Raw genomic sequence first — 21240 nt, 5'->3', positions numbered from 1 at the left:
CCGTCATGATGGTTCGATCCGGCAATCCGGCCGTTCGGCTCGGGACGCTGATATCAGCAGTGGCGCTGATCCTGCTCAATGCCGGCGAGGCGGGATGGCCGCAATCCCGGCCGCCGTCGCTCGGCCTCCAGGAGCCGGGGCCGCAGGCCGCGCCGCCGCCGTCGACGCCCGCTTCATCGGCGCCGTCGGCGGGCGAGGAGAATCCCGGGCTGATCAACGAAATGGGCAAGCTGTTCGACAAGCTGCCCTCGATCCTGCCGCCGATCAAAAGTCCGGGCGAAACCATGAATGACCTGTCGCGGCTGACCAAGCCCTCGACCATGGTGTCGGGACGCGTGGTCTGCCCGGTCTCGTCGAACGGCGCGCCCGACTGCAAGCAGGCGGCCGACCAGCTCTGCCAGGGCAAGGGTTACAAGGAAGGCAAGAGCCTGAATGCCGACTCCGCCGAGAAATGCTCGGCCAAGGTCCTCATCCCAGGCAGGCAGCGTAAACCGGACGACTGCCGCACCGATACTTTCGTGACCAGCGCGCTGTGCCAGAACTGACGTGATGGCCCGCGCGCGTGCAACAAGGAGCGCCCATGAGCCGTACGGAGCAGGATTTCCTCGGACAGCGTGAGATCGCCGACGACATCTACTACGGCGTCCAGACCATCCGGGGGAAGGAGAACTTCCACATTACCGGCATTCCAATGAACCAGGAGCCTTACTTCGTGAAGGCGCTTGGTTATGTGAAGAAGGCCGCCGCGATGGCCAACCGCGATCTTGGCGCGATCGACGCCAGGGTGGCCGATGCGATCATCCTCGGCTGCGACCGCGTCACCGCCGGCGACATGATGGACCAGTTCGTCACCGACTTCATCCAGGGCGGCGCCGGCACATCGACCAACATGAACGCCAACGAGGTGATCGCCAACCTCGCGCTGGAATCGCTCGGCTTTGCCAAGGGCGACTATCAGCACGTCAGCCCCAACGATCACGTCAATTACGGCCAGTCGACCAACGACACTTATCCGACCGCCTTCCGCCTCGCGCTGATCCTGCGGCTCGAGAGCTACATGACGGCATTGCGGCAGCTCCAGGAAGCCTTCTTCGCCAAGGGCCGCGAGTTCGACCGCGTGCTGAAGATGGGCCGCACGCATTTGCAGGACGCGGTGCCGATGTCGCTCGGCGCCGAATTCCGGGGCTGGGGCACCACGATCGGCGAGGAGGTCGATCGCATCTCCGAGGCGCGGACGCTGCTGCGCGAGATCAATCTCGGCGCCACCGCGATCGGCACCTCCGTGACCGCCGCGGTCGGCTATCCCAAGCTCGCGGTCCGACACCTGAGCGCGCTCACCGGCGTCGACTTCATCCTCGCCGGCGACCTCGTCGAGGCGACCTCGGATACCGGCGCTTATGTGCAATTGTCCGGTGTGCTGAAGCGCACGGCGAGCAAGCTGACCAAGATCTGCAACGACATCCGCCTGCTCGCTTCAGGCCCGCGCGCCGGCTTCAACGAGATCAACCTGCCGCAGCTGCAGCCGGGCTCCTCGATCATGCCGGGCAAGGTCAATCCGGTCATTCCCGAGGTCGTCAACCAGACCAGCTTCCTCGTCATCGGCCTCGACACCACGGTGACGCTGGCGGCAAGCGCCGGCCAGCTCCAGCTCAACGTGATGGAGCCGGTGATCTCGTTCGCGCTGTTCTTCTCGATCCGCACCATGGAGCGCGCGGTCAACAGCCTGCGCGAGAACTGCGTCGTCGGCATCACCGCCAACGAGGAGCACACCCGCAACATGGTGCTGAACTCGCTCGGCATCGTCACGGTGCTGAAGCCGCTGCTCGGCTACAAGCAGTGCGCCGAGATCGCGCGCGAGGGCTACAAGAGCGGCAAGTCGCTGCACCAGATCGTCGTGGTCGAGCGCAAGCTGCTGACGCAGGAGAAGTGGGACGAGATGTTCTCGTTCGAGCGGCTGATCAACCCGGATTTGATCGGGTAGGGCTGTCATCCGCAGCTCTCGCCTCGTCATTGCGAGGAGCTCGCGACAAAATTGCGTAGCAATTTTGCGCTGATGCGACGAAGCAATCCAGACTGTCTCCGCGGATACATTTCTGGATTGCTTCGCTTCGCTCGCAATGACGGACGGATAGACCTAGGAGGCTCGAATTCCGCTGCTTGGAATTGCGGTAACGGCATCCGCCGCGGCGCCAAAACGCAATACTTGACAGTGGAAAGATTGCCTTGTTGGTATGGCTCCCAACTTCAGTTTGACCGCCAGAAGAGGATCGTTCCGCAATGTCCATGCCTGCCTTGTTCAAGGGACGCCTGTCGATCCCCGTGATCGGCTCGCCGCTCTTCATCATCTCGGTGCCCGATCTCGTGATCGCGCAGTGCAAGGCGGGTGTGGTCGGCTCGTTTCCGGCGCTGAACGCGCGGCCGCCGGAGCTGCTCGACGAATGGCTGGCGCGGATCACCGAAGAGCTCGCCGCCCATGACCGCGCGCATCCCGACAAGCCGTCGGCGCCGTTCGCGGTCAATCAGATCGTGCACAAGTCGAACAACCGGCTCGATCACGACATGCAGCTCTGCGCCAAGTACAAGGTGCCGATGATCATCTCTTCGCTCGGTGCGCGCGAGGAGCTGAACCAGGCCGTGCACGGCTGGGGCGGCATCGTCTTCCACGACGTGATCAACCAGAAATTCGCGCACAAGGCGATCGAGAAGGGCGCCGACGGCCTGATCCTGGTCGCGGCCGGCGCCGGCGGTCATGCGGGCACGATCTCGCCGCTGGCTTTCGTTGCAGAGACGCGCAAGTGGTTCGACGGTCCGATCGCGCTGTCGGGCGCCATCGGCAACGGCAAGGCGATCCGCGCCGCGCGCATCTTGGGGGCCGACTTCGCCTATATCGGCTCGGCCTTCATCGCGACCAAGGAGGCCAACGCGGTCGAGAAGTACAAGGAGATGATCGCGGGCTCGACGGCCGACGACATCGTCTATTCCAACCTCTTCACCGGCGTGCACGGCAATTATCTGAAGCCCTCGATCCTCGCCGCCGGCATGGATCCGGAAAACCTGCCGACGTCAGATCCCTCCAAGATGAACTTCGGCACCGACGCCTCCGGCGAGCGCGCCAAGCCGAAGGCGTGGAAAGAGATCTGGGGCTCGGGCCAGGGCATCGGCAGCGTCGAGGGCATCGTGCCCGCCGCCGAGATGATCGCGCGCTTCAAGAAGGAATATGACGAAGCGATCGATCCGCCGTTGTGAGGGCTGTCGCAATGCCCCCCATCTACCGCGTCGACGGCAACAGCGTCGTCACCAGCCCGGACGCTGCCGGTCCCTGGGACCGGCGCATGCAGCACGGCTCGGCGCCGGCGTCGCTGGTGACATGGGCGGCTGAGCGCATCCCGACGCCTGTTGCGATGGACATCGCGCGCGTCACCATCGATCTGATGCGGCCGGTCCCGGTGGCGCCGCTCACGATTGCGACCGAAGTGCTGCGCGAGGGCCGCAAGATCCAGCTCTGCGAGATCAAGCTGCTCGCCGACGGCGTGCAGGTGGTCGGCGCTACCGTGCTCAAGATCAGGCGCCAGGCGCAGGCGCTGCCCGACGATGTCAAGGATCTGCCGGTCACGCTGCCGTCTCCGGAGGACTCGCTCATCGAAGACGGTCACGCCGCCACCAGTCCGTTCGTGCGGTCGGTCTCGATGCGCGCCGCGCGCGGCCGCTTCGGCCAGGCCGGTGCCGGCGCGATCTGGTTTCGTGTCGACCATCCCCTGATCGAGGGCGAGGCCATCTCGCAGGCCATGCGCGCCGTGGTCGCCGCCGACTTCTCCAACGGCACCGCCTCGACGCTCGATTTCCGCGCCTGGACCTACATCAACGCCGATCTCACCGTGAGCTTTGCGCGCCAGCCGGTCGGCGAATGGATCCTGCTCGACGGCGACTCCTGGATCGGCCCTGACGGCGCGGGTCTTGCGATGTCGCGGCTTGCCGACCGGCAGGGCTATTTCGGCCGCGCTGTGCAAAGTCTGGTGATCGAGAAGCGGTAAGGGTGACGGCTTTCGCCGTGCTCAGGCCGGGAGCCAATTGAATGGCAGCTTCCGCCGCCGCGGAAGGGATGCCCTGGTCGCGAACCTCTTCTTGTCCGGAGGCCTCTTGTTCGACGCCAGCGTCCTGCCAGTTCAAATGCCGTAGAAGATCTTGATCTCCCACAGCACCACGATGATAGCCGTGATCAACGTGACCGCGGCGACTGCACTTTCCAAGGAAGCGACTCTCATTTGATACTCCGCTTCCCAGCCCCGTCAGCGGTCTAGGTGATTCCCTGATTCGTGGGCAATCGGGCGGCAACCATGGACACACACTCCGTCGCGCATTGTGGTGCCGGAGCCACAACGACACCGTAAAACCCCGGGGATTTACCCGCCATCCGGTCCCGTCCGCTCCAGAACCCCGCACGCAGTACCTTCTTGTCGACCCTTGCCGAGGCCGGTCCTTGCGCGCGATATGGCCGGTGTGGACCGAGCCGTTCGTCAGCGTCTCGGCGGTGATCTCCGGTCGCTTCCAGTGCTCCGCCATTTCTCATCAGCTTCTAACGTGCCAATGTTTGCCGCAACGCTAGCACAGGGTTGCGGGAGGAAACGACAAAGCCCGCGCGAGGGAGGCATGCGTGACGTCAGACCGACTGCAACGTTTCGGCGATCGTCTCAGCCTGCCGCTGATCGCAGCGCCGATGTTTCTGGTGTCGGGCGTCGAGCTCATGGTCGCAGCCTGCCGCAGCGGCGTGATCGGCAGCTTCCCCACTGCGAATTGCCGCAGCACGGAACAGCTCGACGCATGGCTCACTGAGATCGAAGCGCAACTGCTGCAGCACGAACGACAGACCGGCCGCAAGGCCGCGCCGCTCTGCCCGAACCTGATCGTGCACCGCTCCAACGTTCGGCTGGAGCAGGATCTCGCGGTCCTGCTGCGGCACAAGCCGGAGATCGTCATCACCTCGGTCGGCTCGCCGTCGCCGGTCTTGAAGCCGCTGCACGACGCCGGGGCGCTGGTGTTCGCGGACGTCGCCTCGATCCGCCATGCCGAACGCGCGGCGGAAGCGGGGGCGGACGGGCTCGTGCTGCTCACCGCGGGCGCGGGCGGACAGACCGGCTGGCTCAATCCGTTCGCCTTCGTCCGCGCGGTGCGCGCGTTCTACGCCGGCATCATCGTGCTCGCGGGCGGCATCAGCGATGGCCGCGCGCTGCACGCCGCGGAGGTGCTCGGCTGCGATCTCGGCTACATGGGCACGAAGTTCATCGCGACGCGCGAGAGCATGGCGGATGACCGTCACAAGCGGATGCTGGTCGAGAGTAGTGCAGACGACATCCTGCTCACCACCGCGTTCACGGGGCTTCAGACCAGCATGTTGAAGCCGTCGATCGTCGCTGCGGGTCTCGACCCCGACGATTTGCCGGCGCGCGGCGCGATCGACATCGCAGAGGATATCGACGTCGCCGCGCGCGAGAGCCGGCCCAAGCGCTGGCGCGACATCTGGAGCGGCGGGCACTCCACGTCGGGAGTCACCGATGTGCTCGGGGTCGATGATCTCGTCGCGCGGACGATCGCGGAATACCGCGAGGCAGGCGGGCGGTAAGCTCTTCGCCTCTCCCAGCGTGCGGGGAGCGGCCGACGCGCTCGGCAGCGCAATTGCGCGCCAGAGCGCGGCGGGTGAGGGGGAGCCTCCGCAAGGGCAGCTGTTACCGTGAATGTGGAGACAGCCCCTCACCCCGACCCTCTCCCCGTAAAAACGGGTAGAGGGAGAGAGGGCGCGATCGCATCGGTCACAGTTAATCCCGCATGCCTCAAAACCCCCTCATTTAACGGCGGATTAACCAAGCCCCGCCAAGAATCCCTCTCAAGGCCGCCAATCAGGACCGAGAGGGACAGGCGATGGACTTCGATTTTCTCAACACCAAGACGGCGGCGTCGCTGGACGAGATCCGCGTCCGCGTCGCCCACGCGTTGGCCCGCCACCCGCTGTGCCGCAATGTGCGCTTCGACATCGTCAGCGTCCCCCGCACCCGCCGGGGCGGCAACTGGACGGTCACGCTGCAATCGGTCGAGCCGCGCGCAGTGTGGGAGGCCTCCGAGATCGTCGCCGACATCCAGGACGCCTACGATCTGGCGGCAGCTGCCTGATTTTCTTGAGGTTTTCGGCGATGTCGCCGCAGTCCGCGCGATTGCCGCCGCGATGGCACGGTTAAGCCTTAATTACCGCCCAGTTTCCGGGCACTGATCACGTGGACTTGAAGTTGTGGGCGCGGAGGGACGTTTGTCCAAAGCCATCACCATCGTCGTGCTGACCTGTTTCCTCGTCCTTGGCGCCGCCACCACCGCCATCCTCGGCCGTGACAGTGTGCCCAGCGTCAGCGCCGAGATGATCACCGAAGCCCCGCCAGCCAAGCCGCTTGCCACCAATCGCGCCGCCAAGGCCGATCGCCTGGTTCCGACGTTGGCGCTGGCCTCGGCCGCGATCGAGCCGGTCCAGGTGCCCGCCGACAAGCTCGCGCAGGCGCCGGTTCTGACCGAGCCGCTGCGCCAGGCCTTTGCCGCTGCGACGCCGTCCGATTTCCCGATGCCAAAAGCAAATGCGCATGAGGCGCCCGCGGCGGCTGAAGTTCCAGCCGTCGAGGTCCCGGTCAAGCCGAAAGTCGCCGCCAAGCCGCAGCCGCAGAAATCCTATTCGCTGCTCTCCGACGTTCAGATTTCGGGAATCAAGGATCGCCTGAAGCTGTCGTCGTCGCAGGAATATTACTGGCCTTCGGTGGAGACCGCGCTGCGCAACGTCGCGCGCAGGATCCAGGCGAACAAATTGTCGAATCCGAACGCGCCGCCCAGTGCACAGATCGATCCGAATTGCGACGAGGTGCAGCAGTTGAAGTCGGCCGCGATGCCGCTGCTGTTCCAGCTGCGCGACGACCAGAAGGAAGAAGTGCGCAAGCTCGCCCGCCTCATCGGGCTCGAGAAGGTCGCGCAGCAGATCTGACACTCGGGGTTTCCTTTCAGGAACCCGCGGGTATCAGGAACATCTGGCAATCCCCACGCGTTGCCCGCCCCAAGAGAGGGAGTGGATCAATGCGCGCCTCGACAGCCTATTTCGTCGGTGCCGGAACGATCATCGTGGCCATTGCCATTGGTCTCGGCGGCGGCATCGTTGCCGGCAACATCATGAATCCGATCGCGCCCAAGCAGGGCGCGGACGCCAGCAAGATGGCGCAGCGCGCGGAGGCCGCCGGCGCGTCGGCCCAGACCAGCGCGCCGTCCGAGCGCGTGCAATATCTCACGGGGTCGCAGGCTTTCGGCACGATCATCGCTGCGCCGGCGCAGGCCGAAGCAAAGCCTGAAGCCGCAAGACCCGACACGCCGACCACTCAGGCGAACGCCGAACCGCCAGCGCCTTCGCAGGCGGCTGCAGTCGAGCCACCCAAAACGGCACCGGCTTCGCGCGCAGCAAAACCCGTCGAGCAGCAGGCTTCGACTGAGCCGTCCTCCCCACCTGATAACGCCTATGCCAAGGCCAGGGATTCCGACCTGAAGCGTGCCGCGTCCGAACGGCGCCGAGCCGAACGCCGCGAGCGCTGGGCGGAACGTCACCGCTACGACTCCCGCGAGCCGCGCATGCGCGATCGCACCGATTGGGACGACGTGGCACGCAATATCCGCGAAGATTCCGATGCGCGCGACTATGCAAGCCGGCCACGCAGCGGTGTTCCGCAGATCAGGCTGTTCGGGCCTGACGACGACGACTAGCCGAGAATCGCGGCCGCTGCACATTCGGCAATCAGGATCGTCGGCGTCTGGATATTACCTGAGATCATGATCGGGATCACCGAGGCGTCGGCGACATGAAGGCCGTCGAGGCCGCGCACCTGCAACCGCTGCGGATCGACGACGGCCAGATCATCCGTGCCCATGCGGCAGGTCGAGGCGGCATGATAGAGCGTTGTGCAATGACCGCGGATGTAGTCGGCGATCTCGGCGTCGCTGACAGCTTCCGCGCTGGGCGTGATCTCCCCCTCGATCATCTCCTTCAGCGGCGATTGCGCGGCGATGCGGCGGTTGATGCGCACGCCTTCGATCATGGTCGCGATGTCGCTGCCGCTCGCATCTGATGCGAAGTAGCCGGGGTCGATCGCGGGATGTTCGATCGGATCGGCCGAGCGCAGCGTGATCCGGCCGCGGCTGTTCGGCCGCTGCAACGTCGCATGCAGGGTGATGCCCGGCCTGGACGACAGGAAGCGGACGTAGTCGCGGTGCGGGCTGATCGCGCCGTAGAGCTGCAGGTCCGGCTCGACGTCGGGGCGGCTTTGCACATGCGCGCCGGCGGCGACCCAGGGCGAGGTGCGCGGACCGCTGCGGCTGGTTTCCCACTCGGCAAGGTTTGCGGCCAGGCTCTGCTCCGTCCAGGCGCCGACGCCGATCTTCTCCTTCGTGTAGAAGGTGACGGGAATGTTGATGTGATCCTGGAGATCGCGGCCGACGCCCGGCAGATCGTGCACGACATCCACGCCGACCGCCTTCAATTCGTCGGCCGGGCCGACGCCTGACAGCAGGAGTTGCTGTGCCGATCCGATGGCGCCGGAGGCGAGCACCACTTCGGTGGTGGCGAAGGCGCTCTTCGGCTGCCCATTCTCGAGATATTCGACGCCGATCGCGCGGGAGCGCTCGATGATGATGCGGATGACACGCACGCCCGTCTTCAGCGTGAGATTGGTGCGCGCCAGCGCCGGGCGCAAATAGGCCTTGCCGGTGCCGAAACGCTCGCCGTCCTTGATGACGAACTGGAAGAAGCCTGCCCCTTCCTGGGTCGCGCCATTGAAGTCGGGATTGTGCGGCAGCCCCGCACCTAGCGCTGCCTCCAGCCATTTCAGCTCGTTCGGGTCGACATAGGGAACGTCCGCCACGTGCAGGGGACCGCGCGTGCCATGGAAGGGACTGTCGGTGAAGCGTGCATTGCTCTCGAAGGCGATGAACTTTGGCAGCACGTCGCGCCAGGCCCAGCCTGCGCAGCCCGCCCGCGCCCAGCCGTCGTAATCGGACGGCAGGCCGCGGATATAGATCATCGCGTTCATCGCGCCGGAGCCGCCGATCATTTTTCCACGCGGCCAGAAGATGCGCCGGCCGCGGCAGCCCGGTTGCGGTTCGGTGTAATAGCCCCAGTCGACCGCCGTGTTGAACATCGTCGGCCAGTCCGAGGGAATGTCGGACGCGCGCGGCGCAGCCCGGCCGGCCTCCAGCACCAGCACCTTGCGGTGCGGATCGGCCGACAGCCGGTTGGCCAATACGCAGCCGGCCGAGCCGGCGCCTACGATGATGGTGTCGTACATTGAAGAGCACTCCGCAGACATTCACGTCGCGGAGTGCTTGCAAGATTTGTGCTTTGGTCACAGCTCGTCATTCCGGGATGCGTGCGCAGCACGCAGGCCCGGAATCCATTTATCCGCAGCGACCGTAGCGAGATGGATTCCGGGTTCGCGCCGTTGGCGCGCCCCGGAATGACCGCTAGTTCAGCCCCCGTGTGCTTCCACCACCTTGCGGCAGCCGTCCGAAAGCTTCGGCTTGTTCTCGCGCAGGCAGGCGTTCATCTGCGGCGGTTTGCCGATGTGCTCGGCGCAGAACTTGCTGGCATCGCTGCGGCAGGCCATCTGCTCCTGTGGCGTCGGACCGGATTGCGCTGCGGCGGGCAGGATGGTGGCGGCAAGCAGCAGTGCGGCAAGAGCTGAAATCTTCATAAAGCACCTCTTTGGGATTGTCGGTGGTCCCGTTGGGATCAAGCGGGCCGGACCATCCCGCGAAGGCCTGGTGCCGGTCCATGCCATGTTCATGGCATCGGCGTGTCGCCTCGGCCGCGCACCCCCATCTTCATGGCATGTATCCGCGCGCCGTCTTTTGCCATTCAGACTGCACGTCGGCTGCGAGACCCGGTGAATTGCATCGGGCGCCGAACGGGAAGCAGGAGAGCAAGATGTCGAAAAGAGCGGGAGCGCTGAGCGCCGGGCTGACGGTCATGGTGCTGGCGGGTGCGGCGATGGTGTCGCTGGGCACGAGCCCGGCGCAGGCCGTGGTCTATTGCAAGACCGTCGGCGTGCCCAAGGGCTGCGTGGTGCGGCCGACGGCGGCGGTGGTGGTTGCACCGGGAGCCCCGGTTGCGGCGGCTGCGGTCGCGACACCCGGTGTCGGTGCGCCCGGCGTTGGCGTCCGTGCCGGCACGCCGATGAATCGCGGCGGTCCGGTCAATCGCGTGGGCGTGCGCTGACGATCTCGTTCCATTGAGTTGATTGCATCGTTTCGGGCGAAGGAGCCTCAGCGGACGAACCCCCCGTCCTCCGCAGACAAAACACTCCGGCCCGTTCCCTCTCTCCGTGCGTCCCACACGTTCGGGGAGGGGGTTTTTCAGCCGCCGGCGGCGTCGCTGTCGGGAAAGACCTGCGGCAATTGCAGCCGCACCCGCGTGCCCGCGGTGTCCGAGCTCAGATCGAGCACCGCACCACAGCGCGCGGCGCGACTTCTCATATTGCGCAAGCCCCGTGCGGTCTGGCTCGCGCCGGCGGTCTCGCCATTGCCCGAGAGCGTAAAACCACAACCGTCGTCGGTCACGCTGATCACGCCATAAGGTTCCTGGCCTCCGTCGAGCGTCTCGATGGTGACCGCGATGTTGCGGGCCTGCGCGTGCTTGACGGCATTGGTCACGGCTTCGTCGAGGATGCGCACGATCTGGATCACGTGCCATGGTCGCAGCTCCGGGTGCAGCGGCAGGCCCTGCGGCGTCGCCACGCGCCAGTCGAGCGCGATGTCGTGCGGCCGCAACTGCGCCGTCGCGCGCTCGCGCCAGGAGCCGAGCGCGAGCATGAGGTCGCCGCCGATGTCGTCCATGGAGTCGATGACGAGGCGCAGATCCTTCAGTGCCGCGCGGGCGGCGTCCGTGATGGTCGCGCCCTCATGGCCGCGCTCGGAGAGCGCGACGATGCTGACGAGCTGGCCGCCGAGGCCGTCATGGAGGTCGCGCATCAGCCTTGTGCGCTCATTGGCGAGCGCGGCCGCGCGGGCGCGCTCCTCCTCGCGGGCGAAGCTCGCCTTCAGCCGTTCCTCGGCCTCGCGTACGCGCGTCACGAGCTGGCCGGCAAAGCTGTCGACCTGGTTCAGCGCGCGGGCGAAGCGCCAGGTCAGCCCGGCGCCGATCGCGACCAGCATCGCCGAATAGGACAGGCGCGAGACGAAGATGCGCTCGTTGGTCACGATCTCGAACACCGACAGCATGTCGTGGACCCAGCAGGTCAGCACGATGGACACCGCGCAGCCGATCGTGAAGCTCGCCGCGTCCTGCCGCCGCATCACGGCGGTCGCGGTGACGCAGGCCATCAGGAACAGGCAGATCCCGACCGTGGGGATGCCGAGCGTGAGAAACAGAATGCGCGGCAGCGGCGGGCCGGCGATCAGCCCGACCACGAACACAATGAGGCCCGGAGCGAACAGCAGCGCGCCGTAACGCGGCCAGCGCCAACCGAAGAACAGCACGCCGAACATGACGATCAGCGCGCTCTCGGTCGGCGCCGATGCCAGCAGGACCGCGGCAAGCCGCGACGTGGTGATCGGCGGCACCGGCGGTGGGACGAAGGCCTGCACGACACCGAGCACCATCGCCACCGCCAGCACGCCGTAAACCGGCTCGCGCCGCCGCATCAGCCACATGATGGCGAGGATGACGGCGAGGATCGACTGCCATGCGGAGAACACCACCTGCAGCGTCACGAACAGCAGCGTGCGGGTTTCAAAGGCCGGCCGCAGGGCCGCGTCGGGACCGACATAGACGGTGTCGAGAAAGCCCTTCAACGGCCCCCATACGAACAGCCGCACCGTGATCTCATTGCTGCCGTCGCGCAGCAGGGAAGCCGGGATCAGCGCGATCTGCGGTGTGTTGCGGTCGGGCCGGTTGGCGTTGGCGTCGCGGCGGGAGTCGAGCACGACGACGCCGTTGACGGCGATCTCCACCGCGTTGCTGAAGCGCGGCAGGAACACCGACCATCCCGATGCGGCTTGGTCGCGCTGGAACGTGAAGGCGCCGGTATAGAGCGGCGGATCGGCCAGCGAATAGCGCGACGAGGTGAAGTGCGGCAAGGTGACCGGGCGCGTCGCGCCGTCCTCGCGCAGGGAAAATCCACTCACCGCGAAATCGTCGGGGTCGCTGGGCTGGAGCAGCCGTAGCCCGAGGATGGTCGCGATCACGATCAGCGCCTGGAGCAGCAGATACGGCATGAGGCGCGACACGATCAGCCGGTGCCGCGGGCGTGTCGGTGCCTTCACCGCGATCTCGCTCACAGCTTGATCAGGCCCTGCTGCACCGCCTCGAACACCGCTTCACTGCGCGTGTGCACCTCGAGCTTGCGATAGATGTTCTTGATGTGCCCGGGCACGGTCTGCCTGGACAGGCCGAGATGGCTCGCGATCTCGGCGTAGCTGAACCCTTTCGCGATGCCCCAGAGGATGTCGATCTCGCGCGGCGTCAGCTTTGCCGTGTTGAGCACGGGCCCCCGCGACGGCTCGGCCGAGCTTTGCGCGACGCCTTGCGTCCGGCGCACGATGAAACGGGCGATCGAGGCCGAGATCGGGGAATGGCCGGCGACCAGATCGCGCACGGTGGTGGCGATGTCGGTGGGGAAGGCGTCCTTGAGCAGGTAGCCGGTGGCGCCGACCGTGATCGCCGAGATCACGCTCTCCTCGTCGCCGAGCGCCGAGATCACCATGATCTCGGTGTCGGGAAAGCGCTGCCGGATCTCGCGGATCAGCTCGACGCCATGGCCGTCGGGAAGCCTGAGATCTGTGAGCAGCACGCGCGGTGCCGCCGCGGCCAGCGCGGAGCGGGCCTCCGCCAGCGTGCCGGCGCTGCGCACCTCGTAGCCGGCCTTGAGCAGCGCGTCCTGCAGCCGCCAGCAGGTCGGCGCGTCGTCCTCGACGAGGAGGATGGTGATCGCTTCACCCGTCTCGCCCTGTTCGCCCATGTTCATGGCCCCGCACCACGTGTCCCCCGCGGCGCGAGGCCAAGCTTAGCCGCAGCGTGGGGGGCGCGACACCCATAATCATGGGGGCGCGACCAGAGGATCTGGCGTCCGGGTGGGCGCCTACTGCTTCGCCAGAGCTGGTTCATCGGTTGGCGTGGGCGGCCCTGGCAGTCGCTGCACGACGATTCGCGCGGTACCGGCATTGTTCTTGTAGAATTGATCGTATGGCCCCTGGATTGCGTCGAGCTTCGCCGGGCGCAATCCGGCCGGCAGCAGAGTCGGATAAATCTGGACGGCGTCGTTGACGTAGAAGAACAGATCGCCGGCGTCAGGCGCAACGAATTCCGCGACTAGCCGTCCCGACAGATGCTGCCCCTCCCAGATCGTGCGCGCCGCAGGGTCTTTCGGCACCGGCTCGAAATCGGCGAGCTTGCCCACCGCGAGCTTGAGCGGATTGTCGTTCGGAAGCGCCTTGTATTCCTCGGTATCGTCGAGCCGGATCGGATATCGGCCCTTGCTCTTGTCGGCATCGTCCTCAGCTGGAACGGTCGGATTCATGCGTCGTGGCAATTCGTCGGCCGGCATGACGTTGACGGCCTCAAGCGGGATATCGCTCATTCCCTTCGCGCCGATGCGAACGACGGGCTGGAACCAGTCGGCGCCGAACAGACGGAGGGTCGGCAAGGCGAGGTAATGACGCACGAAATAGGTCTTGAAGCCGTTTGTCCCGCTCATGATGGTGCGGTCGAACCAGGGATCTTCGATCTGAATCCAGACGCGATATTTGCGCCCCTTCTCGACCGCAAGGCCGCTCCACCAGCAGAATTCGCTCGTTGCGAACCGGCCGCGCGCATCGGTCGGCTCGTCGGACACCGGCTTTCCTGGGTCACGTCCGGACGCTGCACAAATATTTCCGGTCGCGGTGCGGGCCGTGAACACGCTGGTCGATCCGATGAGCAGCGCAGAGTAAAAAATGATGAACAGGAAGATCGCGGGCAGCACGAGCCTGGCGAACAGCCAGCGGGCCGGCCCGGCATTCAGCCGCATCCATCGGGCAAAGCCCAGCAACAGACCCGGATCGTCGACGTGCTGCTGCCGGCTTGCCATGCGGCGTGGCTCGCTCCAGGCCAGCCGCGCACGCTCCTGGATGGCGTCGCGCAGCACCGTGTTCCTGCGCCAGATCACATAGGTGAGGATCAGGACGAGCGAGGTGGCGAACGGGTAGTACAGCGCGATGTCCAGCCACGGTGCGGCATAGGATGGCAGCACGTTCCTGACCAGATTGGCGAGCGGACCAAGGACGCCGCCGACGAGCCAGTCGATGGTGGCGGCGATGCGTAGAAAGAGGGTACCTTGCAGGCCATGGTCCTTCGACACCACGATCAGACTGCGCGCCGCCCACGGCCAGACAGCGATCACGCCGACCATGAACAGCAGCGAGAAATAGGCGACGCGCCGCCACCACACGGTGTCGCGCGTGAGCCTCGCCATTTCGGGGCTGGGCACGTTCATCAGCGTGAAGGCTTCGGCCTCCGTCTCGCGCCGCGGACCCTGGGCCTTCGCGAGATAGGCCTGCTTCATGTCCTCGCGCGTGGCGTCCGCCATCAGGTTCAGCTTGCGGCCATCAGGCATCAGCACGAGTGAGTCCGCCGGAAGCATGATCGGCGCATAGGCGTCGCAGCCGAACAGCATGCGTTCGATGACGGCGAAGTGCACGACCGGCAGCCCGCCATTGACCTCGCCGGCGAGAACCGGGCGCGGCCCATAGCGGTAGAGCACCGCGGCGCCGCTGCGCGAATCGTGCATCGGTCCGATCGCCGATTGATAATCCTCGAAGTGCTCGATCTCGCCGTGCTGAAACCGGAGCCTGCCGCTGAGCCGATCAGCCATCCAGACCAGCGGCACGAACGACAGCGTGGATTCCGGATAGCCACCGCCGACGTCGGAATGGACGCCGGCGAACCACACCTCCTCGACCGTCTGGCCGGCCGCCAGATGGCTCTGGTCGATCCGCAACGGATGGAATGTGGTCCGCTCGTCGTCCAGCGCCAGTGCATGACAGATGTGCTTCACCTTGCGCGAGGGTCGGTGATTGCGGAACGAGATCGGCCAGATCGCCCAGTCGATCGCGACGCGCAGTTCCTCGACCGGAACGCCGAAGGCCTCGACCGTGTCGAACAGCCCGAGGAATTCGATGTCGATGTCCTCGCGACCGTACATCGCCGCGCGGACGTCGGCATAGGAGCGGTGCCCGCAGATCGAATGATAGAGATAGAGCAGCGCATCGCGGATCAGGCGCGTGATCCAGATCGTCGGCAGGCTCTTTTTCCACGGCACCGTGTCGCGGCGGTATTCCCGCCACGCGGCCATCGCGTTGCGCTCCATCTCCTCGTGCGACACGGGGATGCCCTTGATCTCCGCGGGCACGAGGCCCTGGCTCGCGATCATGGACGCCAGCGTGCGCGCGGTGAAGGCGCCGCGGCTGAAGCCGAAGATGTAGATCTCGTCGCCGGGACGCCAATTCCAGCACAGGAAGCGGTAGAGCTTGCGGACGTTGGAGGGCACGCCGAAACCGGTGGCGCCGTCGAGGGCTGCGAGCGGCGCCCAGCCGGCGGTGCCCACGCCCTTGATGTAGTGGGAGATCTGGTCCGGCTGGGTGTGGTCGAGCGCCTCATAGAGACGCCAGACGCTGGATTCCTGGGTCGTGAATGCATTGCCCGTACCGTCGGCGAACAGCACCAGCTTGCGTTTTGCCGGGGCGGCATCGGTCGTCCCACCGGCATTCCTGTCGCGATGAGGGTGTTCCGGTCGGGCACTATCAATGTTCGGCGCGCCATGTGACATGGGGCTTCTCCGGCAATTCCGTGGGAAAGCGCTTCAGGCCCGAGGCGGACTGCATTCCCTTGATTCAATCAATGGTTGCGTCATGAAATAAGATGTATTCTGTACACAATCCCGCTGAGGTAGCAAGCGGGAACGTGTCGACACGCCGCGGTCGGGCCTATGGAACGTCGGTCGCGGCCAGCTCTTCAGTTTCAGCGAATAGGGAACGGGTAGGTGACGGCTGCGCCAAGCTTGTCCTAGAGAACGTCCACCCGCGGCGGCGGATAACGCCGCGCCAGCGCCGACAGCGGCAGGTGCCGTTCGCCTTCCGGCAGCTCCAAATACGCCAGCACCTGCGGCCGCTTCCAGTCGCCGATGCCGAAATCCATCGCCATCCATTTCTGCGGCTCGGGGCCTTCGAGGCCCCGGACCCAGACGAAATAGCGGGGGAGGTCGCCGGCCTCCGCTTCCGTCGTGCGTCGTCTGGCCATCAAAGCTGCTCACTGCATCGATATGCGTCACGGCAGGATATAGGTACTGGCGCGCCGAAGTCGAACGCCTTGCGGCGGGTCCAGGTCGGGACGTTTCGATACGGTGACCCGCGCAACGATATCGCAAGCCCGAAAGCCCCTCCTATATGACCTTCAAGACGGTGACTGAATCGATCCGGATCGCGGCGGAGCCGGGACGCGTATGGGACGCGCTCACCGATCCCCAGGCCGGGGACAGATGGCGCAACGCCCATTTCAAGACGGGGTGGCGCGTCGGAGATCCGTTCGAGATCGAGGCCGTAATCGGGACAAAGCGCTACCGCGACAAGGGCCGCCTCATTGCGGTCGAGCCGCCCGCATTGCTTCGCTACGCCTATTGGTCGCGCGTCTCCGGCCTGCCGGATCACCCTGAATCCTGGTCGACGATCACCATGACGCTCCGCACCGACGGCGAGGTGACGATCCTGACGGTCGACCAGCAGGTGCCGCCCTCGCCTCCGCGCTCCGGACCGGGCTGGGAGACCGGCGAGGACACGGGCTGGAAGCACGCCGCCTTCTACTGGCGCAGCGCGCTCGCAATGCTGAAGCGCACCGTCGAGAAATAGCGCGGGAGCCTTTGCGTCACTGCCAGAGCTGGCTCTCCGCCACGCGGTTGATGTCGGCGATCCTGCGGTCGGCATCGGCATGCAGATCGATGCTCGCGACCAGCGCTAGCAGGCGCTGATAGGCGCTGTCGGCGACCTCGACCGGCAGCGGCGCCTCGTCATAGGCCTCGACATAGCTGCCGACGAGGCTGCTCAGCAGGCGGCATAGGCCGCGCTGGGCGGGATCGTCCCGGCCGAGCGTCTCGAGCTTTTGCTGGAATGTCCGGAAGGTGCGCAGGCCGTGGTGCTGTTCGGAAAGCCACGCGTGCAGGTCGTTCATGTGAGCTCCTTCGAGTGAGAAGAAGCTACCGGCTTATACAGTGGGGATGTGACGATTGCTAGTGGAGGGGGAGGATCAGCTTTGCTGAGACAGCCCGCCTTCGCCAAGGTTTCGGCGGGACAGCCCTCGCTGCTTCGCTGCGATGGTGCGGAGCTCGGCTCGCCCAGCCGCAGCTGCGAAGCAGCGAAGGCTGGTGCCCCTGGCCGGAATCGAACCAGCACTCCTTGCGGAACTCGATTTTGAGTCGAGCGCGTCTACCAGTTCCGCCACAGGGGCCCTCGGTCGGCCCCTCCAGGGAGGGCGTCACGAAGCCGGCGGACTATAGCCATGGACAAGGCGGGGTCAACCCGCGCCAAAGTGATCCCGGCCGTTCTCGACAGCCGCTTGGGCCGGGGCTAGAGGCATGGGAACGCGACCGATCGGAAAGAGGCTGCCGTGACGACCCAGAGTGCCGCAATACCCGCGTTCAAGCTGGCGGCCACGAGCCCCGCGCTGGCCGCCTCGCTTGCGGTCACCGTGATCGCGGCGGCCACGATCGCAGGCGCCTGGTTCTTCCAGCTCGTGCTGGAAATCGTGCCCTGTCCGCTGTGCCTGGAGCAGCGCTACGCTTACTATCTGGCGATCCCGGTCGGCGCTCTCACGGCGCTTGCGGCACGCGCCGGCGCGCCGCGGTCGCTGTTGCTCGCAGGACTTGCGATCCTCGCGCTGGCGACCCTCGCCAATGCCGGCCTCGGCACCTATCACTCCGGCGTCGAATGGGGTTTCTGGAAGGGCCCGACCGATTGCTCCGGTCCCGTCGTCAATCTCGGCAGCGCCGCTGATCTGCTGTCGAAGCTCGACACGGTGAAGGTGGTCCGCTGCGACGAGGTGCAGTGGCGCTTCCTCGGTCTCTCGCTCGCCGGCTACAACGTGCTGATCTCGCTCCTGATGGCCGCGATCGCCGCGTGGGGATTTGTGCGGACGGCGAAGCGGGCATAACTGCCGTAGGGTGGGCAAAGCGTAGCGTGCCCACCATCTCCTAGCGATACTGCCTTAAGAATGGTGGGCACGGCGCTAGCGCGCCTTTGCCCACCCTACGGCAGTTGGGCTCCGCTCTAGCAGCTGCGGCCCGTCAATCATCCACGTCGTCCTGCGTGCGCCCGAACAGGTGCACGATGCCCGGCGTTGCGATCGTCACGAACACGAAACGCGACAGGTGATGGGCGCCGACGAAGATCGGGTCGATGTGCAGTGTCAGCGCCAGCGCCAGCATCGCGTCCATGGCCCCCGGCGCGAAGGCGACGACGACGTCGGAGAACTTCACCTGCGTGGTGAGCGCGACGATGCCGACGAAGATCGCGGAGACGGCGATGGCTACGGTGAACGAGCCCAGCGCCGCGTTGATGTGGCCGGCCAGCGTCTTGATCCGCATCCGCGCAAAGCGGCTGCCGATCAGCGCGCCGATGCCGACCAGGGCCACGCCGCGCCCCCAATCCGGCAGGCCGCCCTCGACCCAGCCCGCGCCATGCAGCACGCTGGAGCCGATCATCGCGCCGAACATCCAGCTCGCCGGAAACTTGACCAGCCGCAGCAGGAGCGCCGCAGCCAGGGAGGCCGCGACCAGCTCCAGGAGGCCGAGCGGCGAGGCGATCGTCGTCGTCAGCGACGGCGCGGCCGAAGGCGCCACGCCCGCGAATGCCAGCACCATCGGGAGCGCGGCGGTGAGGATGATGACGCGCATGGTCTGCACCACCGCGATGCCCGGCAGGTCGGCGCCCCGCTCGACGGCCAAGATCGTGATCTGCGACAGCGCGCCGGGACTGCCGGCGAGGAAGGCGGAGGTGCGGTCCCAGCCGTGGATGCGCTGCAGGTAATAGCTCGAGCCGAAGGTCGAGCAGAAGGTGGCGAGCGCGAGCAGCCCGATCGTGAGGGGATAGGCGCTGACCTGCTGGATCAGATGGCGCGAGACCACGGAGCCCAGCGAGATGCCGAGCAGCACCAGCACGGTCTGGGTCAGGATCGGCGGCAGCGTCAGCTGGCGGCCGGCGATCGCGGCGATGCCGACCGCGATCATCGAGCCCGAGATCATGCCGCCGGGAAGATTGGCGAAGAGAAATACGAGACCGCCGGCGGTGCCGATGGCGAGCGTCTCCACCGTGCTCAGGATCTTGGCACGGCTCGGCCATTCGAACGGCAGGGAGGCGGTGATTTGCTTCACACCACCTTATTGCAAATCACCGAGGGGCGCACAATTGCGGCTACGTCATGCCGCAATGCGCGACGCCTCTCCTTGATGCTCGCGAACCGTATCGTGACGGATCTACTTCTTGTCGGCGGCAGGGGCGGCGGTGCCGGCCTTCGCTTCCTTCATGCACTCGCGGCGGAATTTCTTGCGCTCCTTGCCCTTCAGGGCCTTGGCATCCGCCTGCTTGGAGCATTCGAGCGACTCGGCCGAGCGCTCCTTGGGAGCCGCCTTCTTGTCGGCGGTGGCAGCGGCATCGGTCTTGGCGGCCGGCGCGGCGGTCTGCGCGAACGCGGCGCCCGAGGCGAGCAGGGAGACGAGGACGGTGGCGGCGAGGCGAGAGGCGAGGGTCATGATGTTGCACTCTTCTTGCGAGAATTGCGAAGGGCTGGAACGTCGGCTTGCGATGCTGAACGCGACATGAATGATTTGAACGGTGCGATCACTATATTTTTGCGGCGAAAGCCATCGCTTCCTTGTCGCGAGCCGGCGGCACGCTAGGATAGCAATCCTCGTTTCACTTCCCCCCAAGGGAAGATCAAGGGAAGACCAAGGAGGAGATCAGGGATGACCAATCAGACAAAATTGCTGTGTGCGATTGTGGCGTCAGGTGTCGTGGCATTGATGGCCGCCGCGCCGGCGCAGGCGCTGACCTCGCAGGAGTGCAGCGCGAAATATCAGGCCGCCAAGAAGGACGGCTCGCTCGGCACCATGAAGTGGAACGACTTCCGCAAGGCCCAGTGCGGGGCCGATGCGACGCCGGCCGCTGCGCCGACCGCGGCTGCTCCGGCCGCGCCTGCCGCTCCGGCCGAACCGAAGCAGGCCAAGAAGGAGGCGGCTCCCGCTGCCGCGCCGACGCTGCCGGCCGGCCCCGCGATCTATCCAAACGCGGTCGATCCGAAATACGCCAAGGAGCCCGCCGGCAAGGCGCGCCTGCACACCTGCGTCGACCAGTACAATGCCAACAAGACCACCAACGGCAATGGCGGCTTGAAGTGGATCCAGAAAGGCGGCGGCTATTATAGCGAATGCACCAAGAAGCTGAAGGGCGCCGCCTGAGCTTCAACGGAACGGGATGCGATGGCCGGAGCAAAGCTCCGGCCATTTTCGTTTGATCCGATCGTCTAGTCCAACAGCTTCTCGGCCGACTTCGCCACGAGCTGCGAACGCTTGCGCGGGCCGCGCTCGACGAACAGCAGGCTCTGGCCGAAGATGAAGCAATAGAACAGGAAGGCCTGCGCCTCGGCTTCCTCGGCCTCTAAGCCGGTCGCGCGATAGAGCTCGGCAACGTGCTTGAGCCGCGCGGCATCCACGCTCGCGACCGCGGCCGCGGCGTTCTCGTCCGAGCGGGCCCATTGCCGGATCGCGAGCTCGATCGCCATGCCTTCCGGATTGAGCCGCTCCGAATAGAGCTGGATCACCGCCTTCAGCCGTTCGCGGGGCGCCTCGCCGTCGAGGCTCGTCTGCTGCGCGATCGACGCCGCGCGCCCCTCGCGCCAGCGTCCCAGCATGGTCTCGAGCAGCGCGGCGCGGTCGGCGAAACGGCGGTAGAAGCCACCCTTGGTGACGCCGAGATTCTTGGCGAGCACCTCGACCCTGACACCCTCGACCCCCGAGCGGGCGAGCTCGGCGAACCCCGCCTCGACCCAGACATCGCCCTTGCCGTCACTCATGAAGGAAGCCTCACCGGTTCTTGATACGGTGCCGTATTGCTAACGCGCCGGAGCCCTGATACGCTACCGTATCAACAAATAAAGAGCGG

Annotated in this window: 22 protein-coding genes, 1 tRNA gene and 1 pseudogene; 12 read left to right on the top strand and 12 right to left on the bottom strand. The window is 66.0% G+C overall.

Features of this window, described 5'->3' with window-relative positions:
• Positions 1–5: 5 nt before the first annotated feature.
• From QA649_RS40175 to QA649_RS40160, 4 genes are all read left to right on the top strand, one after another.
• On the top strand, positions 6–545 hold the full coding sequence (locus tag QA649_RS40175) for a hypothetical protein (protein WP_283021976.1): 540 nt from the start codon (positions 6–8) through the stop codon (positions 543–545).
• 35 nt (positions 546–580) lie between these two features.
• Positions 581–1981, top strand: a complete 1401-nt coding sequence (locus QA649_RS40170; protein ID WP_283021975.1) for an aspartate ammonia-lyase — start codon at positions 581–583, stop codon at positions 1979–1981.
• Positions 1982–2277: 296 nt separating this feature from the next.
• Positions 2278–3246, top strand: coding sequence for a nitronate monooxygenase family protein (locus QA649_RS40165; protein ID WP_283021974.1), 969 nt, complete (start codon positions 2278–2280; stop codon positions 3244–3246).
• 11 nt (positions 3247–3257) lie between these two features.
• Positions 3258–4031: a thioesterase family protein gene (locus QA649_RS40160; RefSeq protein ID WP_283021973.1), complete on the top strand. Its 774-nt coding sequence runs from the start codon at positions 3258–3260 to the stop codon at positions 4029–4031.
• A 263-nt stretch (positions 4032–4294) separates the two neighbouring features.
• On the opposite strand, the pseudogene QA649_RS43030 reads toward QA649_RS40160, so the two are convergent.
• Positions 4295–4560 (bottom strand): annotated as a pseudogene (locus QA649_RS43030) (hypothetical protein); the annotation flags it as partial.
• Positions 4561–4651: 91 nt separating this feature from the next.
• Here QA649_RS43030 and QA649_RS40155 point away from each other — a divergent pair.
• The 4 genes from QA649_RS40155 (at position 4652) to QA649_RS40140 (ending at position 7773) form a co-directional block, all read left to right on the top strand.
• Positions 4652–5617, top strand: coding sequence for a nitronate monooxygenase (locus tag QA649_RS40155; RefSeq protein ID WP_283021972.1), 966 nt, complete (start codon positions 4652–4654; stop codon positions 5615–5617).
• A 296-nt stretch (positions 5618–5913) separates the two neighbouring features.
• Complete coding sequence (locus tag QA649_RS40150; protein WP_018646471.1) at positions 5914–6162, top strand: hypothetical protein; 249 nt, start codon at positions 5914–5916, stop codon at positions 6160–6162.
• A gap of 133 nt (positions 6163–6295) precedes the next feature.
• The gene (locus QA649_RS40145; RefSeq protein ID WP_283021971.1) at positions 6296–7009 is read left to right on the top strand and encodes a hypothetical protein; all 714 of its coding nucleotides are present in this window, start codon (positions 6296–6298) and stop codon (positions 7007–7009) included.
• An 89-nt stretch (positions 7010–7098) separates the two neighbouring features.
• Positions 7099–7773, top strand: coding sequence for a hypothetical protein (locus tag QA649_RS40140; RefSeq protein ID WP_283021970.1), 675 nt, complete (start codon positions 7099–7101; stop codon positions 7771–7773).
• Here the strand turns inward: QA649_RS40140 and QA649_RS40135 are convergent.
• Entirely contained in the window at positions 7770–9350 is a 1581-nt protein-coding gene (locus tag QA649_RS40135) for a GMC family oxidoreductase N-terminal domain-containing protein (RefSeq protein WP_283021969.1), read from the bottom strand. The genes QA649_RS40140 and QA649_RS40135 overlap by 4 nt on opposite strands.
• Before the next feature lie 180 nt (positions 9351–9530).
• Positions 9531–9755: a cysteine rich repeat-containing protein gene (locus QA649_RS40130; RefSeq protein WP_283021968.1), complete on the bottom strand. Its 225-nt coding sequence runs from the start codon at positions 9753–9755 to the stop codon at positions 9531–9533.
• A 233-nt stretch (positions 9756–9988) separates the two neighbouring features.
• On the opposite strand from QA649_RS40130, the gene QA649_RS40125 reads away from it, so the two are divergent.
• Positions 9989–10279 carry a hypothetical protein gene (locus QA649_RS40125; RefSeq protein WP_026312537.1) on the top strand — a complete coding sequence of 97 codons (291 nt, stop codon included), beginning with the start codon at positions 9989–9991 and terminating at the stop codon, positions 10277–10279.
• 137 nt (positions 10280–10416) lie between these two features.
• Here the strand turns inward: QA649_RS40125 and QA649_RS40120 are convergent, their stop codons facing one another.
• The 4 genes from QA649_RS40120 to QA649_RS40105 all read right to left on the bottom strand — a co-directional run bounded on the left by QA649_RS40120 (position 10417) and on the right by QA649_RS40105 (position 16333).
• On the bottom strand, positions 10417–12339 hold the full coding sequence (locus tag QA649_RS40120) for an ATP-binding protein (RefSeq protein ID WP_283021967.1): 1923 nt from the start codon (positions 12337–12339) through the stop codon (positions 10417–10419).
• Positions 12336–13019 carry a response regulator transcription factor gene (locus QA649_RS40115; RefSeq protein WP_283026206.1) on the bottom strand — a complete coding sequence of 228 codons (684 nt, stop codon included), beginning with the start codon at positions 13017–13019 and terminating at the stop codon, positions 12336–12338. The genes QA649_RS40120 and QA649_RS40115 overlap by 4 nt, the downstream gene beginning before the upstream one ends.
• A 120-nt stretch (positions 13020–13139) precedes the next feature.
• Positions 13140–15863, bottom strand: a complete 2724-nt coding sequence (locus tag QA649_RS40110) for a DUF2235 domain-containing protein (protein WP_283021966.1) — start codon at positions 15861–15863, stop codon at positions 13140–13142.
• 236 nt (positions 15864–16099) lie between these two features.
• On the bottom strand, positions 16100–16333 hold the full coding sequence (locus QA649_RS40105) for a hypothetical protein (RefSeq protein ID WP_283021965.1): 234 nt from the start codon (positions 16331–16333) through the stop codon (positions 16100–16102).
• A gap of 146 nt (positions 16334–16479) precedes the next feature.
• Between QA649_RS40105 and QA649_RS40100 the strand changes: the two genes are divergently transcribed.
• The gene (locus QA649_RS40100; protein ID WP_283021964.1) at positions 16480–16938 is read left to right on the top strand and encodes an SRPBCC domain-containing protein; all 459 of its coding nucleotides are present in this window, start codon (positions 16480–16482) and stop codon (positions 16936–16938) included.
• Positions 16939–16954: 16 nt separating this feature from the next.
• Here QA649_RS40100 and QA649_RS40095 read toward each other — a convergent pair whose 3' ends face one another.
• A complete protein-coding gene (locus QA649_RS40095) occupies positions 16955–17257 on the bottom strand; it encodes a hypothetical protein (RefSeq protein ID WP_283021963.1) in 303 nt (100 codons plus the stop codon).
• 191 nt (positions 17258–17448) lie between these two features.
• Positions 17449–17533, bottom strand: a tRNA-Leu gene (locus tag QA649_RS40090).
• A gap of 159 nt (positions 17534–17692) precedes the next feature.
• Here QA649_RS40090 and QA649_RS40085 point away from each other — a divergent pair.
• Positions 17693–18235: a disulfide bond formation protein B gene (locus tag QA649_RS40085; RefSeq protein WP_283021962.1), complete on the top strand. Its 543-nt coding sequence runs from the start codon at positions 17693–17695 to the stop codon at positions 18233–18235.
• Between the two features lie 133 nt (positions 18236–18368).
• Here the strand turns inward: QA649_RS40085 and QA649_RS40080 are convergent, their stop codons facing one another.
• Both QA649_RS40080 and QA649_RS40075 read right to left on the bottom strand, forming a co-directional pair.
• The gene (locus tag QA649_RS40080) at positions 18369–19454 is read right to left on the bottom strand and encodes an AbrB family transcriptional regulator (protein ID WP_283021961.1); all 1086 of its coding nucleotides are present in this window, start codon (positions 19452–19454) and stop codon (positions 18369–18371) included.
• A gap of 102 nt (positions 19455–19556) precedes the next feature.
• A complete protein-coding gene (locus tag QA649_RS40075) occupies positions 19557–19832 on the bottom strand; it encodes a PsiF family protein (protein ID WP_283021960.1) in 276 nt (91 codons plus the stop codon).
• Between the two features lie 213 nt (positions 19833–20045).
• Between QA649_RS40075 and QA649_RS40070 the strand changes: the two genes are divergently transcribed.
• Positions 20046–20537, top strand: coding sequence for a hypothetical protein (locus tag QA649_RS40070; RefSeq protein ID WP_283021959.1), 492 nt, complete (start codon positions 20046–20048; stop codon positions 20535–20537).
• A gap of 65 nt (positions 20538–20602) precedes the next feature.
• Here QA649_RS40070 and QA649_RS40065 read toward each other — a convergent pair whose 3' ends face one another.
• Positions 20603–21151: a TetR/AcrR family transcriptional regulator gene (locus tag QA649_RS40065; protein ID WP_283021958.1), complete on the bottom strand. Its 549-nt coding sequence runs from the start codon at positions 21149–21151 to the stop codon at positions 20603–20605.
• Positions 21152–21240: the final 89 nt, after the last annotated feature.

It is taken from the genome of Bradyrhizobium sp. CB1717, assembly GCF_029714325.1.
In the GTDB taxonomy this organism is placed as follows: domain Bacteria; phylum Pseudomonadota; class Alphaproteobacteria; order Rhizobiales; family Xanthobacteraceae; genus Bradyrhizobium.
This window is presented reverse-complemented; position numbering and strand designations above follow the sequence as displayed.

Excerpts from the sequence above, each read along its gene's own strand:
- QA649_RS40175 (WP_283021976.1), top strand. The coding sequence starts at position 6 with ATGATGGTTCGATCCGGCAATCCGGCCGTTCGGCTCGGGACGCTGATA.
- QA649_RS40170 (WP_283021975.1), top strand. The coding sequence starts at position 581 with ATGAGCCGTACGGAGCAGGATTTCCTCGGACAGCGTGAGATCGCCGAC.
- QA649_RS40165 (WP_283021974.1), top strand. The coding sequence starts at position 2,278 with ATGTCCATGCCTGCCTTGTTCAAGGGACGCCTGTCGATCCCCGTGATC.
- QA649_RS40160 (WP_283021973.1), top strand. The coding sequence starts at position 3,258 with ATGCCCCCCATCTACCGCGTCGACGGCAACAGCGTCGTCACCAGCCCG.
- QA649_RS40150 (WP_018646471.1), top strand. The coding sequence starts at position 5,914 with ATGGACTTCGATTTTCTCAACACCAAGACGGCGGCGTCGCTGGACGAG.
- QA649_RS40140 (WP_283021970.1), top strand. The coding sequence starts at position 7,099 with ATGCGCGCCTCGACAGCCTATTTCGTCGGTGCCGGAACGATCATCGTG.
- QA649_RS40135 (WP_283021969.1), bottom strand. The coding sequence starts at position 9,350 with ATGTACGACACCATCATCGTAGGCGCCGGCTCGGCCGGCTGCGTATTG.
- QA649_RS40130 (WP_283021968.1), bottom strand. The coding sequence starts at position 9,755 with ATGAAGATTTCAGCTCTTGCCGCACTGCTGCTTGCCGCCACCATCCTG.
- QA649_RS40125 (WP_026312537.1), top strand. The coding sequence starts at position 9,989 with ATGTCGAAAAGAGCGGGAGCGCTGAGCGCCGGGCTGACGGTCATGGTG.
- QA649_RS40115 (WP_283026206.1), bottom strand. The coding sequence starts at position 13,019 with ATGGGCGAACAGGGCGAGACGGGTGAAGCGATCACCATCCTCCTCGTC.
- QA649_RS40110 (WP_283021966.1), bottom strand. The coding sequence starts at position 15,863 with ATGTCACATGGCGCGCCGAACATTGATAGTGCCCGACCGGAACACCCT.
- QA649_RS40105 (WP_283021965.1), bottom strand. The coding sequence starts at position 16,333 with ATGGCCAGACGACGCACGACGGAAGCGGAGGCCGGCGACCTCCCCCGC.
- QA649_RS40100 (WP_283021964.1), top strand. The coding sequence starts at position 16,480 with ATGACCTTCAAGACGGTGACTGAATCGATCCGGATCGCGGCGGAGCCG.
- QA649_RS40095 (WP_283021963.1), bottom strand. The coding sequence starts at position 17,257 with ATGAACGACCTGCACGCGTGGCTTTCCGAACAGCACCACGGCCTGCGC.
- QA649_RS40075 (WP_283021960.1), bottom strand. The coding sequence starts at position 19,832 with ATGACCCTCGCCTCTCGCCTCGCCGCCACCGTCCTCGTCTCCCTGCTC.
- QA649_RS40070 (WP_283021959.1), top strand. The coding sequence starts at position 20,046 with ATGACCAATCAGACAAAATTGCTGTGTGCGATTGTGGCGTCAGGTGTC.
- QA649_RS40065 (WP_283021958.1), bottom strand. The coding sequence starts at position 21,151 with ATGAGTGACGGCAAGGGCGATGTCTGGGTCGAGGCGGGGTTCGCCGAG.